Below are 12,574 nucleotides of genomic sequence, written 5' to 3'. Positions count from 1 at the left end.
TTTAATGAAGCGTATAGCTGTTGCCTTTTATGGCATTCCAAGGTCTGCGAACATCTGTTTTCCGCAGTTAGCATCCAAAATTCTGAAGCCGATTTCTGAGTCATTTGAGTTGAAGTGCTTTTATCACTTTTATCATAAGACTGAGGTGATTAATCCTCGCTCAGGAGAGAAGGGGGATTTTCCTTCTGCTTGGTACGATTACTTTGCTGATTTTCAGGGGAGTATTGAGAAGCCCGATTTCTGTCTGGATGAGTGGAATTTTGAGAAGATAAAAGCTTTTGGTGATTCCTGGGGTGATAATTTTCAGTCGCTTAATAATCTCATACATCAGCTCAACTCCCTTCATAAGGTTACTGAGCTCGTAACGAGTTCTGGCTTTGCGTACGATGCGGTGTTGTTCCTGAGGCCTGACCTATTCTATCATCAGGGGTTTCCTGTCAGTTTGTTGACAAAAGCCACGACATGCGGAGATGCAGTTGCTTGGGTGCCGGCGTGGCAGTGGTTTGGTGGCTTGAATGACCGATTTTCAATATGCAGTAAACGTGCGGTTACTGCCTATGGTAAACGAATAGAAAGCGTATTTGACTATGCGCAGTCCCATCATTCACTTCATGCCGAGAGCCTGCTGAAGTTCAGATTAGAATGCGAAAAAGTCCAGGTTAGGCCAATTTTTATTAATGCCAGTAGGGTAAGGATCAATGGCGAAATGAGGGATGAAAATTTCAGTTACCGAACTTGTATGGACTACGATAGAACTTCAATTCGTTGTCTATCTGAATTGGCTTTTTTTCAAGTGCGTTCTTTTCTAAATATCTACTAGTATATGATCTTTCAATTTAGATTTTTCTTAAATGTCAATGCTCTTTTCTCTACAATTTTCCAAGAGAGCATGGCAAACCCTAAGGTGAATATGAAGCTTAGTAGTATATGTGTGGAAACATTCCTCGTTATATCGAAGTGTGTAATTGTCTGCTGTATTGGGAAAGCATAGATATAGAGTCCATAGGAATAATCCTCAATGTTGTTGAATCTTCGTATTACTCCGGCGGGTTTGTAGGATATCCATACTATCATGTACGAGAGTGTGAGAGAGAAAATAACGTTGCTCGTCTCATTGATTGCAATGCAGATAAGTGCGAGAGTCAGAGATGCGGTGAAGTATAAGTAGTTGATAGGTATGGATTTTCTTATTGAATATATAAGTGCCCCTGAAAAGAATAGCTCACTTAGGACAAGGAATTTATGAATGAAAAGACTATTGAATTCCACTAGGTGGCGAAAGGCACTTATTAATACTAAGAATAGTAAAATTGAATACTCAGGGTTTTCTTTTAGTTTTCTGGATACATAATTTCCGCTGATTATGATGATTGGGAGTGTTATGTACATATATAATTCGAAGGGAAGTGACCATAAAGACCCGTTCACTGCAGTTCCGAGGGGATTCTCACTGAATACACCGGGCAGTTCGTAGTTTGCTCGAAATATCAGTATTGAATTCTTGAGTGTGTATACCAGGGTTTGGGTAGATAAAAAGTAGTCTGTCATTGAAAGGTTTGTGACGATAGGGCCTAGTACAAACACAGTAATAAGAATCATAATAAATAGGCCGGGATAGATTCTTAGGAACCGCGATAAGGCGTAGTCTCTGAGTGAAGGTCTTCTATCCAAGCTTGAATATATAAGGAAGCCGCTGGTGACAAAAAAGATATCTACAGCAAACGAGCCCAGGCTGCGGTCTAGCAAGTGGTGTAATGGCTCTAGTTCAGGTGACCCAAAGTGTATCGCGTAACTGTGGCTCACTAAAACAGCGAAGGCCGCAATGAATCGTATTAAATTGAAGTTGTTTTCTCTTCCTGCTGTGTAGCTAGATAACATCATGGTCAGTCCCGGACACCTATCTATTGGCACTTTTCGCAAGTAATACGTTACTTTAAGTAAGTGAAGCATGGCGTGCATGCCTGTCCGAGTGATATTATCATGTTTTACGAATTAAAGGACTTTTTTATGGCCGGTAAAGGTAAGGTTTGGTGGTTCATTAATGTTCAGCTCAGAAATTTTATTTTAGATATACGAATAAATTTCTATCGTAAGTTTTATGGGATGGATATAGGTCGCGGTGTCAAGATATCTTTGAATGCTAAGCTGGATAAAACGAATCCGCGTGGCGTTCACATTGGGGATGACACTTATATTGCATTTGATGCAGCTATTTTGGCTCATGATATGTCGCGACTCGTGCACAAGGACGTCTATATCGGTCAGCGATGTTTTATTGGTGCTCGTTCAATCATACTCCCAGGGGTTTCAATTGGAGATGAAGTCGTCGTTGCTGCAGGATCTGTTGTAAGTCGGGACGTTCCTTCCAACTGTTTGGTTGCAGGCAATCCTGCCAGAGTGATAAAAAGTGTTTCAACGGGCAAGCTAGGAATAATAAGTAAGTTACGAAATCATTAGAATCTATTGAGGGGTTCTTCTATGAGTGCCATTCGTGATTATTACAAAGGAATATGCAAGTGATTGTTCGCCATAACAATGTCGTATAGAGTGGGTTGTTTTAGATGTTGTGCTTTCGACAAAGCTTGCTTTTCTAAAATTAAGTAGTGCTTGGGAAAAGCACCATCTTTAATTTTTTGTATTTTAGTGGACTTACTATTTAATTATTTTTATCGCTGGGTACAGCAGCGGGGTTTAATTCCCGGATTGCATGGATGCGATCTGTTAGTACGCGAACAAAATTATCATAATTATATGTTTTCTTCACTGCTTCGTATGCTTTCTCTGTCATGCGTGTAGTAGAGCCTTGGTTGCTGATGAGGGAGTCAATAGCGCATACGATAGTTTCTGGTTTTGAGTCTTCTAATATTAACGATATTTCACCGAATAGATCTTCTCTTCCCTGGCCTTTAACCATAATTACAGGTAAGGAATTTTCCATAGCTTCGAAGTATACTATACCAGTACTTTCCCACTGTGATGGCATGCAAAAAATATTACTGGATCGTATAATCTGATCAAGTTTTTCTCTTCCAGACTTCGTTCCTTTGTCGATAAAGCCATGAACATTGGCTGAGTTGTTATTGATAGCTGGCTCGCAACCGACGATATCTAGCGTAGCTTTAGGGTATTTTTTTAACAGTAACTCGAAAGCCGATATAAGTTCTGGGCCACCTTTGCGCTCCCAGTCTTTTCCGATAAATAGTAGTCGAGGCTCAGAAAGCACAGGTTTACGGTAGGCTTTATTCGAGGTGGTGTTAATGCATGGGGGAAATACTAGCAATTTTTCTTCTGGTAGCCCGATTTTTCTGAGGTTATCAGCCGTCCATTGTGTATTAGTCCATATCAAGTCACACTGGTCAATGAATTCACTCTCCCCGGAAAGTGCATCTTCTATAATGCTTTTGGGTAAATCATAGAAGCCATATGATTTAGCGTAGACTTCGTCACTCATCGCCAGGCAGATTGGAATTTCTATGTGCGCAACTTTCAGGCAGTTTCTCGATGGCAGCCCTCCGCAACCAATCTGAAAGAATACGTCGAACTCTTGGTTGGCTAATTTCTTGTCTATTCTTGTTGATAGCTTTTTAGTTGTTGCTTGGCGAAATCGCCAGAGTGCATTTCGATATGGTTTTTTCTTTGTGAATGATTTTTTTATATCGAAAAAACCTGAGAAATAATCCAGCTTCTTGATATCGTACCCATTTATTCGCTGCTTTATCAAGGAAGCTTTATCCATTGCTTTGAATAGCTGATATGGAACGCCAGAATACGTCGATGCTGACGTTGGATCACCTATTGTCGACACAACAAATTTAAGGTTCTTTGCATTCTTGTTCATGAGCTTGATACCAAAGTACTTATTAACCTATGCGGTTTAGTTTATAGCTTCCAGTCAATACATTTTGCCACCATTTTGCATTGGTGAGGTACCATTGTACTGTCTTTCTCAGCCCACTCTCAAACGTCTCCTCGGGTTTCCACCCGAGTTCTTTATCAATTTTTGAAGCATCAATTGCGTAGCGTACATCGTGCCCAGGGCGGTCTTTAACGAAGGTGATAAGGTCCTCGTACTTTTCTACGCCTTCAGGTTTTTGAGGGGCGAGTTCTTCAAGCAGAGAGCAAACAGTCTTCACTACGTGTATGTTGCTCTGTTCGTTGTGGCCACCGATATTGTATGTTTCACCGATCTCGCCCTCGGTAACTACCTTATAAAGAGCGCGAGCGTGGTCTTCTACAAACAACCAGTCACGAATCTGCATGCCGTCGCCGTATACTGGTAGCGCTTTGCCGTGCAAAGCGTTAAGAATCATATGAGGGATCAGCTTCTCGGGGAAGTGATAGGGGCCGTAGTTGTTAGAGCAGTTCGTAACAATGACAGGAAGTCCATAGGTGCGGCCCCAGGCCCGCACCAGGTGGTCTGAGCTGGCTTTGCTGGCAGAGTAGGGAGAGCTTGGGGCGTAAGGCGTAGTCTCTGTGAACAGATCATCCGTACCTTCAAGGTCACCATACACTTCATCGGTAGAAATATGGTGAAAACGGAAGTTTGCTTTCTGCTCTTGCGGTAGTGCGCTCCAATACCCGCGAGCGGCATCCAGCATGTTAAATGTGCCTATGACGTTTGTCTGGATAAAGGCACCAGGGCCTTCAATAGAGCGGTCGACATGGCTTTCTGCGGCGAGGTGCATAACCGCGTCGGGTTTATGTTGTTCAAATACGCGCATAACTTCGTCTTTGTTGCAGATATCGACTTTCTCAAAAACGTAGCGCGAACATTCTGTAGCACCTGGGAGTGACTCGAGATTGCCCGCGTAGGTCAGGCAGTCCACATTGACGACTTCATCGTTTGTATTCTCGATTATATGTCTTACAACGGCACTTCCGATAAAACCTGCACCGCCGGTGACTAAAATTTTCATTAATTTTCTATCCTGTATCTTTAAACTTAATTCTTTACTGTTTTTGGGGGGAGCTCTGTAATCAGATCAATACTTCCCAAGCCCTGTCTTATATTCTGTGATTTGCCCGTCATAGCTGCACTTCGGTAGAGTTCTTTTCTATCTTCTCTAACCCAATCCATTGGTAGTATCAACCGGTAAACAAAGCTGAAAAACTCAGGCTTGGTCTTTTCTTCAATGTCTTTAATGGTCAGCTCGTTGGCTACATATGGGGCGTAGCGATCCAGTGCAGACGCGATTGATCCAGAGTTTTCAGTGAATTCTTTTTCCCATATTGGCGGATATCCGGCTTTCTCAGTGTTGATTGCCGTAATCACAAGAGCCCACAGGCTGAAGTTTCCGTAGAAGAATCCTTTGTGTTGCGAGGCTCGCACAGACTCATCATATATCTCACCGGTAGACTTTACAGCAAACGGGATCAGCTTGATCAGTGATGAAGGGTTTTCGTAAGGTCCTGATACGCCGTCGTCGTAGGCTGTACCGTAATAAACATAGTCAAGTAGGGCTTTGTCGTTCAGCGCCAGCCCTGCCGTTGCTAAGCCTGCGAGGCACCAGGATAAGTGATTGTCAGATCGATAACGCTCGTAAGCAGCAGAAAGGGGGTGTGTATCCGCGAATTTGGTCCAGACATGAAATCCAGAGTTAACGGCCGGCACCAGTTCGTTCGCTATCCATGACCTTACTGTTTGTATATCAGTATGTCGAACTGCTGCATATCCCGAATTCGCCAGCATGCTGTACGCTTCGCTAAAATTTATAAGTCCATATGTTTGCCAGATACTGTCTAGCATCATATTCCATGAGCGGTTACAGAACCCCTCTTCCATTCCAGGGAAGGAGCTACTGCTGTGATCGACTCCCCAGTGGTAAGTGTTGAGTAGTGTAGAGTCTTTCGCCCATGCCAGGATGATGTCCAGTGATGCGGAAAAAGCTTCATAAGAGCCGGTTATAACGTAAAGTTGAGCGAAGTTTCGGGCTTTCTGGGAGTCTTCTTCCAGCCGGGTTACCAGGTCTTTTAATGACTTGTTCCGTCGGGGGCGGTCAGTGCACCAGTCGAAGCTGAACGTCTCACCCTCAAGGTTAAATGGGTCGGCCGCACTGCTTGACTTCAGATAGCCCTTCAGATCGTTCAGAGCTTTGTTGAAAGAAGGGGCCGTTCTTGCTTCTTTTGTCGTCAGTGGGCTTGCGAGACTGGTGGTGATGTGTATGTTTGTGCTGGGCATGGAGCAGGAAATCAGGCAAAGAGCAGTGACTACTGTCATTACGTTTTTCAGGACGCTGAATTGCACTCGATATGAAGACATTGATCTATTCTGACCCTTCCATGTTGGTGTGATTCTACCGGTAAACAATACCGAGACCAACCTTCTTTGGGAAATGTCACTATTGTGCGAGTGTCGCAGTTAGTCAGAGAGCGAACGGTGCTCTTTCGTATGCCTCGTGATACCATGCGCAGCATTACCCGATAGGACGATCAGGCCGTCGCCTGATCAGATGCAATGGAGAAGTGTAGATGGCGACTGCCATTGTTCCCGCCCACAATGAATCGTCAGTGATCCGCCGTTGTCTGGATAGTCTGATTAGTCAGGAAGGTCTCGACACCATCATCGTTGCCTGTAATGGCTGTAGTGACGATACCGTCGACATCGTTCGACGTGAATACCCCACCGTTGTTTGTCTTGATATCGCAAAACCATCCAAGGTTAATGCCCTGAACGAAGCTGAGAAGCATATAACCTCCTGGCCTGTGTTTTACATTGATGCCGATATCGCTATCTCCGATGGTGCGGTTAAGCAGATCTGCGAAGGTATGAAAGAACAGAACCTGTTACTGGCTGCACCAGAACCACAGATTGATACCAGCCAGTCACCATGGTTAGTGCGTCGTTTCTATGATGCCTGGTTACGATTGCCGTACATCCGTGAAGGCGTGATTGCGACCTGCACTTTTGTGATCAGTGAGGAAGGGCGTAAGCGCTTTGGCGAGTTCCCTGACGTAATTGCTGATGACGGTTATGTCCGCTCACACTTTTACGATCACGAGCTGGGCAATGTGCCGGGCGCGACTGTCTATGTCGCAGCGCCTCGTACGGTGCAGTCCCTTATTAAGATCAAAACCCGCGCTCGCCTGGGTAACATCGAGTTAAAGGCGCGTAAGTTGGGCTATGACAAGCCTGCACCGGATTATGGGTCCATTCTCCCTTCGTTGTTGTTTAGCCGGCATTGGCTGTCAGCCGTTGTGTATATGGGTTTCGTGACTGTTTTCCGTCTGCGTGCGCGAAAGCAGTTTCAGAACCTGGATAATTACGAGTGGGAAGTCGATCACTCCTCCCGCTAATGTACTGAAATGACTGAAATTAAGGATTCCCGATGAATCAATACAAAGGAATAATTCTGGCAGGTGGCTCTGGCACTCGTCTGCACCCGATCACCATGGGTGTCTCTAAGCAACTGCTGCCAATTTACGATAAGCCAATGATCTACTACCCATTGTCAGTGCTTATGCTGTCGGGTATCCGTGACGTATTGATCATTTCTACCCCTGAAGATATGCCTTCGTTTCAGAGGTTGCTGGGCGATGGCAGTCAGTTTGGTATCGCGATCTCTTATGCTGTTCAACCGTCCCCCGATGGTCTGGCGCAGGCTTTCCTGATCGGCGAGGAGTTTCTGGGTAACAGCCCGGCCTCTCTGGTACTTGGGGATAATATCTTCTACGGCCAGCATTTCAGCAACAAGCTGAAAGCGGCCGTTGCCCGCGCTGAGGGTGGGACTGTTTTCGGATATCACGTCAGTGATCCGGAGCGCTTTGGCGTCGTTGAATTTGACAGCGAGGGTAAGGCGCTTTCTATCGAAGAGAAGCCAGCGAAGCCGAAGTCAAACTACGCGGTTACGGGCTTGTATTTCTATGACAATCAGATTGTCGATATCGCCAAAGCGGTTAAACCGTCTCCTCGTGGAGAGCTCGAAATCACCGACGTCAATAACGCATATCTCGAAATGGGTAAGCTGAATGTCGAGGTGCTCGGGCGGGGGTTTGCGTGGCTGGATACTGGCACGCACGATTCATTGATCGATGCCGGGACGTTCGTTCAGACCATTGAGCACCGTCAGGGACTGAAGGTTGCCTGTCTTGAAGAGATCGCCTTTGATCAGGGCTGGATCACCGTTGATGAGCTGGTTCAACGTGGAGAAGGTCTGAAGAAAACAGGCTACGGCCAGTACCTGCTTAAGCTTGCGGCGGAGGGCTGATTGTGGAAGTCATCAAAACCTCTCTGGAAGGTGTTGTCATCATCGAGCCAAAAGTTTTCGGTGATGAGCGCGGGTTTTTCCTTGAGACCTTTCAGGCCGACAGATACAGAGAACAGGCCGGAATAGATCTGCCGTTTGTACAGGATAATCACTCTCGTTCAGCCAAAGGTGTTCTTCGTGGATTGCACTTCCAGAAAACTAAGCCCCAAGGCAAGCTGGTTCGGGTTGTTCGTGGGGAAGTATTCGATGTAGCGGTGGATATTCGTCAAGGTTCTCCGACCTTTGGCCAGTGGGAAGGCGTCATTCTGAGCGAAGAAAACAAACGCCAGTTCTGGGTACCACCAGGATTTGCTCATGGCTTTGTAGTTCTGTCTGATGTTGCTGATTTTGAGTACAAGTGTACTGACTATTACGACCCCTCTGATGAGGGCAGTCTTGCCTGGGATGATCCTGAAGTTGCGGTCCAGTGGCCACTGGACAAACTGGATGGGGCGCCACAGCTGTCGGCAAAAGACAGCGAGGCGGGGTCTCTGGCTTCTCTGAGGGTGGCAGAATGAAGTGGCTGATCACTGGTGGAAACGGTCAGCTTGGTCGCTGTCTTCAGGATCGCCTTCAGCTTCGGCCTGGTGATGAATTCAGAGCAGTGGATGCCGATATCCTGGATATCACTGACGAGGCAGCCGTCGCCGCTGAACTCGCCTCATATCAACCAGACGTTCTGATCAATGCAGCGGCTTATACAGCGGTTGATAAGGCCGAGTCAGATGAGGCTGTTGCTGCTCGTGTCAATGCAGATGCGTCAGGTATTCTGGCCGCCGCATGTGAAAAGGCAGGGATCTGGCTTGCGCATGTTTCTACAGATTATGTGTTTGATGGTTCTGCAAGTATTGCCTATCGCGAAGAAGATCCGGTGTCTCCGTGTTCTGTGTATGGCGCAACTAAGCTTGACGGTGAGAAGCTGGTGACTGCTGGCACCAGCCGCCACCTTATTGTCCGGACAGCCTGGGTGTTCAGTGAATACGGCAATAACTTTGTTAAAACTATGCTGCGCCTCGGCCGTGAGCGCGACAAGCTGTCGGTCGTTGCTGACCAGTTTGGCTGTCCGACTTATGCGGGCGATATTGCAGACTGCCTGATCCGCCTGGTGTCGATGGCTCGTGATGGTAAAGCCGAAGCCGGTATTTATCATTTTGCAGGTGACCTGGCAGTGAACTGGTGGAGCTTCACTCGTGAAATTCATGCCATGGCGGTGTCAAAGGGCTTGATGTCTGAAGCACCAGTACTCGAGGCGATCCCGGGCTCTGCGTATCCGACACCGGCAAAACGCCCTGCGTTTTCTGTACTCGACTGTTCTAAGTTAAACGCGTTGGGAATTGCGCCCTCAGATTGGCGGTCAGGCCTGAATCACGTCTTAAATACTGTCTCTGAGTGAGGAAGTCATGGATCGAAAGCGGAAGATAATGGCGGTCGCCTCCGAAGGTGGCCACTGGATTCAGTTAATGCGCCTGCGACCGGCGTTTGAGGGGGCATCGGTAGTATATGTGTCCACTAATCCGGGGCTGGCGTCTGCATTCAACCTGGATGATTTCCGCTGTCTTCCGGACGCCAACCTGGATAAAAAACTCAAGTTGATGTGGGTGTTACTGAAAGCGTTTTTCCTGGTACTGAAAGAACGTCCGACGCACATTATTACTACCGGGGCAGCACCTGGGTTTGCGGTGCTTCTGTGTGGGAAGCTGCTCGGAGTAAAAACCATCTGGATAGACAGTATCGCTAATGCAGATGAGTTATCAGGAGCCGGTAGCAAAGCTGGCAAGGTGGCTGATCATTGGTTGACCCAGTGGGAGCACCTGACAGAAAAGTATCCAGGCCTCGAGTATAGGGGGCGGGTGATATGAAGAAGCGACTATCCTTAAGAGAGCTAAGCGTCATAAGAATACTAAATAATGAGAATTTAAGGCTGCACTAATGGAGTTGATATTAATCTTATGTACAGTGGTCGCATGTTTTTTCGTTGCAAAAATATTTTCTCTATTTGATGGCTTTAGTTATGTGGGTGATAGAAAGTCAAGGTTTGAGACTCTAGATGGTTTGCGCGGTTACCTAGCTTTGGCTGTGTTTTTACATCATTTTGTTATTACATATAAGTGGAAAACGATTGGTGAGTTTTTCAGTGCTGACGAAATTTACTTTCAAAATATGGGTAAGGTAGGTGTTGCCATATTTTTTATGATTACGGGGTTTCTGTTTTTTTCGAAAATAATCTCTGATAAGGGTAGGACTAACTGGCTAGGTTTATATGAGTCACGTTTTTTTCGAATAATGCCGTTGTATATTTCAACAGTTGTTATGATAGTTTTCTTTGCTTTTTGGGCAACGGATTTTAAGCTTCTAGTAGATTTTTCTACGATACTATTGCAGGTTTTTAAGTGGGTGTTTTTTTGGGGTGGGGAAGTTAATACGTATGAGGATACTAAGTTAATTATTTCAGGTGTTCATTGGACGTTGAAGTATGAATGGATTTTTTATCTTTCTCTTCCGCTCGTTTCAGCCCTTTTTGTAAGACTTGGTTTTTTCTCTATACTATTATTCCTGGTGCTGTCTATATACTTATACTACTATCCTTCTTATGCGATTGGTTTGTCGACAAAATATATCTATTTTTTTGCTTTCGGGTCTCTTGTTGCATGGGTTGTTGATGAATTGAAGGGAAGCTATTCCGAGTTCTTCTCTAATGGTTACTGGTCGTCCCTATCAATTGTCTTAATTTTATGTGCGGTGTTTTATCCGGATACTTTTGATTTTTTACATTTTATATTGATATCTTTATTTTTTGTTCTAATTGTTTTTGGTGTCGATATCTTTGGTTTGCTGAAACTGAGGGGGTCTATAATTTTAGGGGAAGTTAGTTATAGTATTTATCTGCTGCATGGAATGGTTCTGTATGTGCTGTTTAGTGTGTTTTTCAACGATGTTGTGACTGAGCTGTCTAGGTCCGAATATTATATGTACATGCCCTTGGTTGGCATTGTTGTTGTTTTGCTATCTATTTTTACTTTTTGGTTTATAGAGAAACCAGCGATACTCTACGGTAAAAGATATTTGCTATCAAATTTCATCTCCAGTTTTAGTGTGTTTAGGTTTAATGGAAAATAGATTTTTGATTCCCCCCCCCCTTCACCGTTTTATTTGGGTTGCCGTCATTGAGTTTAGAGTGGGTGTTAGTATTAGGGTTCGATGTTATAAGTAAACGCTGATCCTGATTAATCAGATTTACGCTGTCAATCAATGAATCGCTACTGGCTGATTGCATTTAGATATCGCTATGTGATTAGGATTCGGCCCCTGTAGTTTGAGATGCTTGTCTAGACCATTACCGCTGGCAACTTCGGCGCCTGTTAAAAAACTTCCTTGGTGAGCAGTAAGAGTGCAGTGGGTCTTGTGCTGGGAGGGCGCATGCGGAAACTGTTTTGGAGTAACAAAATGGGAATGGTTAACCTGAAGAAACTACCGAGCTCAGGGTTGAGTAGAATTGGATATAATTAATTATATCGAACGGTTCCATAATTCAAGAATGAGACGTAGACTTGTAACACAGAGTACGGAGGTTTAGTGCTTTATTAAGCTTTGCGGTTAGACGGGAAAAAACAGTCAGTTAGTACTATTTGATTATCGTGAGCAAAAAGCAACTATCCCGGGAATCACTTAAAAATCAGAACCCCTTTTAATGTGATAGTTAAAGAGTGACCTTCAAGTACGGGAATGAAAACTGTATGTCTTGCGGTTACTAACTTGCCGCTCCATAGTACTTCCGATGCCCTCGAGGCCTCTCTGGAGTACAGCTAATTACTTGGTTGAGGCTTAAAAATTCGGAGTTAGTTATATGATCTACGTCACAGTAGGGACTCAGTTGCCTTTTCCTCGTCTCATCAAGGCGATAAACGATTGTGCCGCAGAGAAGGGCTATGATGTGTTTGCTCAGATTGGTCCCGATGACGGCGACTATCCGGCGATCCGGACAGAGGCTTTTGTCTCGCCTGCAGAGGCTGACACGTTAATTCAGAAGGCTGATCTGGTGATCGCACATGCGGGCATGGGGACCATCATTACCGCCTCGCAGTATGGTAAGCCTCTGATTGTGATGCCTCGGCAGTTTCGCTTCGGCGAACATAGAAACGATCACCAGGTGGCGACGGCTAAGCGCTTCTGCGATTTTCCCAATATCGAGGTCGTCGAGTCTGATGAAGCCTTGAATGTGGCAATTGGTCGCTTTCTGGATAGTGCTTCCGACACCTCTTACCAACAGGCATCGCAGTTCGCTCCGAAAGAATTTACTGACGCTCTGAAAGAACTACTTTCAGACTGACTCT

13 protein-coding genes are annotated in these 12,574 nt (G+C 45.3%); 9 read left to right on the top strand and 4 right to left on the bottom strand.

Going from position 1 to position 12,574, the window contains the following annotated elements:
* The first annotated feature begins 4 nt into the window (after window positions 1–4).
* A complete protein-coding gene (locus tag Q1L85_RS14890; protein WP_300433507.1) occupies window positions 5–820 on the top strand; it encodes a hypothetical protein in 816 nt (271 codons plus the stop codon).
* 11 nt (window positions 821–831) lie between these two features.
* On the opposite strand, the gene Q1L85_RS14885 is transcribed toward Q1L85_RS14890, so the two are convergent.
* Window positions 832–1,950, bottom strand: a complete 1,119-nt coding sequence (locus Q1L85_RS14885) for an acyltransferase (RefSeq protein WP_300433505.1) — start codon at window positions 1,948–1,950, stop codon at window positions 832–834.
* Window positions 1,951–2,007: 57 nt separating this feature from the next.
* On the opposite strand from Q1L85_RS14885, the gene Q1L85_RS14880 reads away from it, so the two are divergent.
* Window positions 2,008–2,457 carry a DapH/DapD/GlmU-related protein gene (locus tag Q1L85_RS14880; RefSeq protein WP_300433504.1) on the top strand — a complete coding sequence of 150 codons (450 nt, stop codon included), beginning with the start codon at window positions 2,008–2,010 and terminating at the stop codon, window positions 2,455–2,457.
* Window positions 2,458–2,656: 199 nt separating this feature from the next.
* On the opposite strand, the gene Q1L85_RS14875 is transcribed toward Q1L85_RS14880, so the two are convergent.
* From Q1L85_RS14875 to Q1L85_RS14865, 3 genes are read right to left on the bottom strand one after another with little or no spacing between them, the layout of a single operon-like run.
* Complete coding sequence (locus Q1L85_RS14875; RefSeq protein WP_300433503.1) at window positions 2,657–3,838, bottom strand: glycosyltransferase family 4 protein; 1,182 nt, start codon at window positions 3,836–3,838, stop codon at window positions 2,657–2,659.
* A gap of 22 nt (window positions 3,839–3,860) precedes the next feature.
* Window positions 3,861–4,916: a dTDP-glucose 4,6-dehydratase gene (gene rfbB, locus Q1L85_RS14870; RefSeq protein ID WP_300433502.1), complete on the bottom strand. Its 1,056-nt coding sequence runs from the start codon at window positions 4,914–4,916 to the stop codon at window positions 3,861–3,863.
* 26 nt (window positions 4,917–4,942) lie between these two features.
* Window positions 4,943–6,217 (bottom strand): alginate lyase family protein, encoded by a 1,275-nt coding sequence (locus Q1L85_RS14865; protein ID WP_300433501.1) that lies wholly within the window; start codon window positions 6,215–6,217, stop codon window positions 4,943–4,945.
* A gap of 251 nt (window positions 6,218–6,468) precedes the next feature.
* Here Q1L85_RS14865 and Q1L85_RS14860 point away from each other — a divergent pair, with 251 nt between their 5' ends.
* The 7 genes from Q1L85_RS14860 (at window position 6,469) to Q1L85_RS14830 (ending at window position 12,570) form a co-directional block, all read left to right on the top strand.
* Window positions 6,469–7,293 carry a glycosyltransferase family 2 protein gene (locus Q1L85_RS14860; RefSeq protein WP_300433500.1) on the top strand — a complete coding sequence of 275 codons (825 nt, stop codon included), beginning with the start codon at window positions 6,469–6,471 and terminating at the stop codon, window positions 7,291–7,293.
* A gap of 32 nt (window positions 7,294–7,325) precedes the next feature.
* Window positions 7,326–8,204: a glucose-1-phosphate thymidylyltransferase RfbA gene (gene rfbA / locus Q1L85_RS14855; protein WP_300433499.1), complete on the top strand. Its 879-nt coding sequence runs from the start codon at window positions 7,326–7,328 to the stop codon at window positions 8,202–8,204.
* 2 nt (window positions 8,205–8,206) lie between these two features.
* Entirely contained in the window at window positions 8,207–8,761 is a 555-nt protein-coding gene (rfbC, locus tag Q1L85_RS14850) for a dTDP-4-dehydrorhamnose 3,5-epimerase (protein WP_300433498.1), read from the top strand.
* A complete protein-coding gene (gene rfbD / locus Q1L85_RS14845) occupies window positions 8,758–9,636 on the top strand; it encodes a dTDP-4-dehydrorhamnose reductase (RefSeq protein WP_300433497.1) in 879 nt (292 codons plus the stop codon). Before rfbC ends, rfbD begins: the two co-directional genes overlap by 4 nt.
* 7 nt (window positions 9,637–9,643) lie before the next feature.
* Window positions 9,644–10,102, top strand: coding sequence for a UDP-N-acetylglucosamine--LPS N-acetylglucosamine transferase (locus Q1L85_RS14840; protein WP_300433496.1), 459 nt, complete (start codon window positions 9,644–9,646; stop codon window positions 10,100–10,102).
* Window positions 10,103–10,172: 70 nt separating this feature from the next.
* Window positions 10,173–11,360, top strand: a complete 1,188-nt coding sequence (locus tag Q1L85_RS14835; RefSeq protein WP_300433495.1) for an acyltransferase — start codon at window positions 10,173–10,175, stop codon at window positions 11,358–11,360.
* A 727-nt stretch (window positions 11,361–12,087) separates the two neighbouring features.
* Window positions 12,088–12,570 carry a glycosyltransferase gene (locus tag Q1L85_RS14830; protein ID WP_300433494.1) on the top strand — a complete coding sequence of 161 codons (483 nt, stop codon included), beginning with the start codon at window positions 12,088–12,090 and terminating at the stop codon, window positions 12,568–12,570.
* Window positions 12,571–12,574 lie beyond the last annotated feature (4 nt).

It is taken from the genome of uncultured Thalassolituus sp., assembly GCF_950066645.1.
Lineage (GTDB): Bacteria > Pseudomonadota > Gammaproteobacteria > Pseudomonadales > Oceanobacteraceae > Thalassolituus.
This window is presented reverse-complemented; position numbering and strand designations above follow the sequence as displayed.

Excerpts from the sequence above, each read along its gene's own strand:
- Q1L85_RS14875 (WP_300433503.1), bottom strand. The coding sequence starts at position 3,838 with ATGAACAAGAATGCAAAGAACCTTAAATTTGTTGTGTCGACAATAGGT.
- Q1L85_RS14860 (WP_300433500.1), top strand. The coding sequence starts at position 6,469 with ATGGCGACTGCCATTGTTCCCGCCCACAATGAATCGTCAGTGATCCGC.
- Q1L85_RS14880 (WP_300433504.1), top strand. The coding sequence starts at position 2,008 with ATGGCCGGTAAAGGTAAGGTTTGGTGGTTCATTAATGTTCAGCTCAGA.
- Q1L85_RS14865 (WP_300433501.1), bottom strand. The coding sequence starts at position 6,217 with ATGACAGTAGTCACTGCTCTTTGCCTGATTTCCTGCTCCATGCCCAGC.
- Q1L85_RS14830 (WP_300433494.1), top strand. The coding sequence starts at position 12,088 with ATGATCTACGTCACAGTAGGGACTCAGTTGCCTTTTCCTCGTCTCATC.
- rfbA (WP_300433499.1), top strand. The coding sequence starts at position 7,326 with ATGAATCAATACAAAGGAATAATTCTGGCAGGTGGCTCTGGCACTCGT.
- Q1L85_RS14890 (WP_300433507.1), top strand. The coding sequence starts at position 5 with ATGAAGCGTATAGCTGTTGCCTTTTATGGCATTCCAAGGTCTGCGAAC.
- Q1L85_RS14885 (WP_300433505.1), bottom strand. The coding sequence starts at position 1,950 with ATGCTTCACTTACTTAAAGTAACGTATTACTTGCGAAAAGTGCCAATA.
- Q1L85_RS14840 (WP_300433496.1), top strand. The coding sequence starts at position 9,644 with ATGGATCGAAAGCGGAAGATAATGGCGGTCGCCTCCGAAGGTGGCCAC.
- rfbD (WP_300433497.1), top strand. The coding sequence starts at position 8,758 with ATGAAGTGGCTGATCACTGGTGGAAACGGTCAGCTTGGTCGCTGTCTT.
- Q1L85_RS14835 (WP_300433495.1), top strand. The coding sequence starts at position 10,173 with ATGGAGTTGATATTAATCTTATGTACAGTGGTCGCATGTTTTTTCGTT.
- rfbB (WP_300433502.1), bottom strand. The coding sequence starts at position 4,916 with ATGAAAATTTTAGTCACCGGCGGTGCAGGTTTTATCGGAAGTGCCGTT.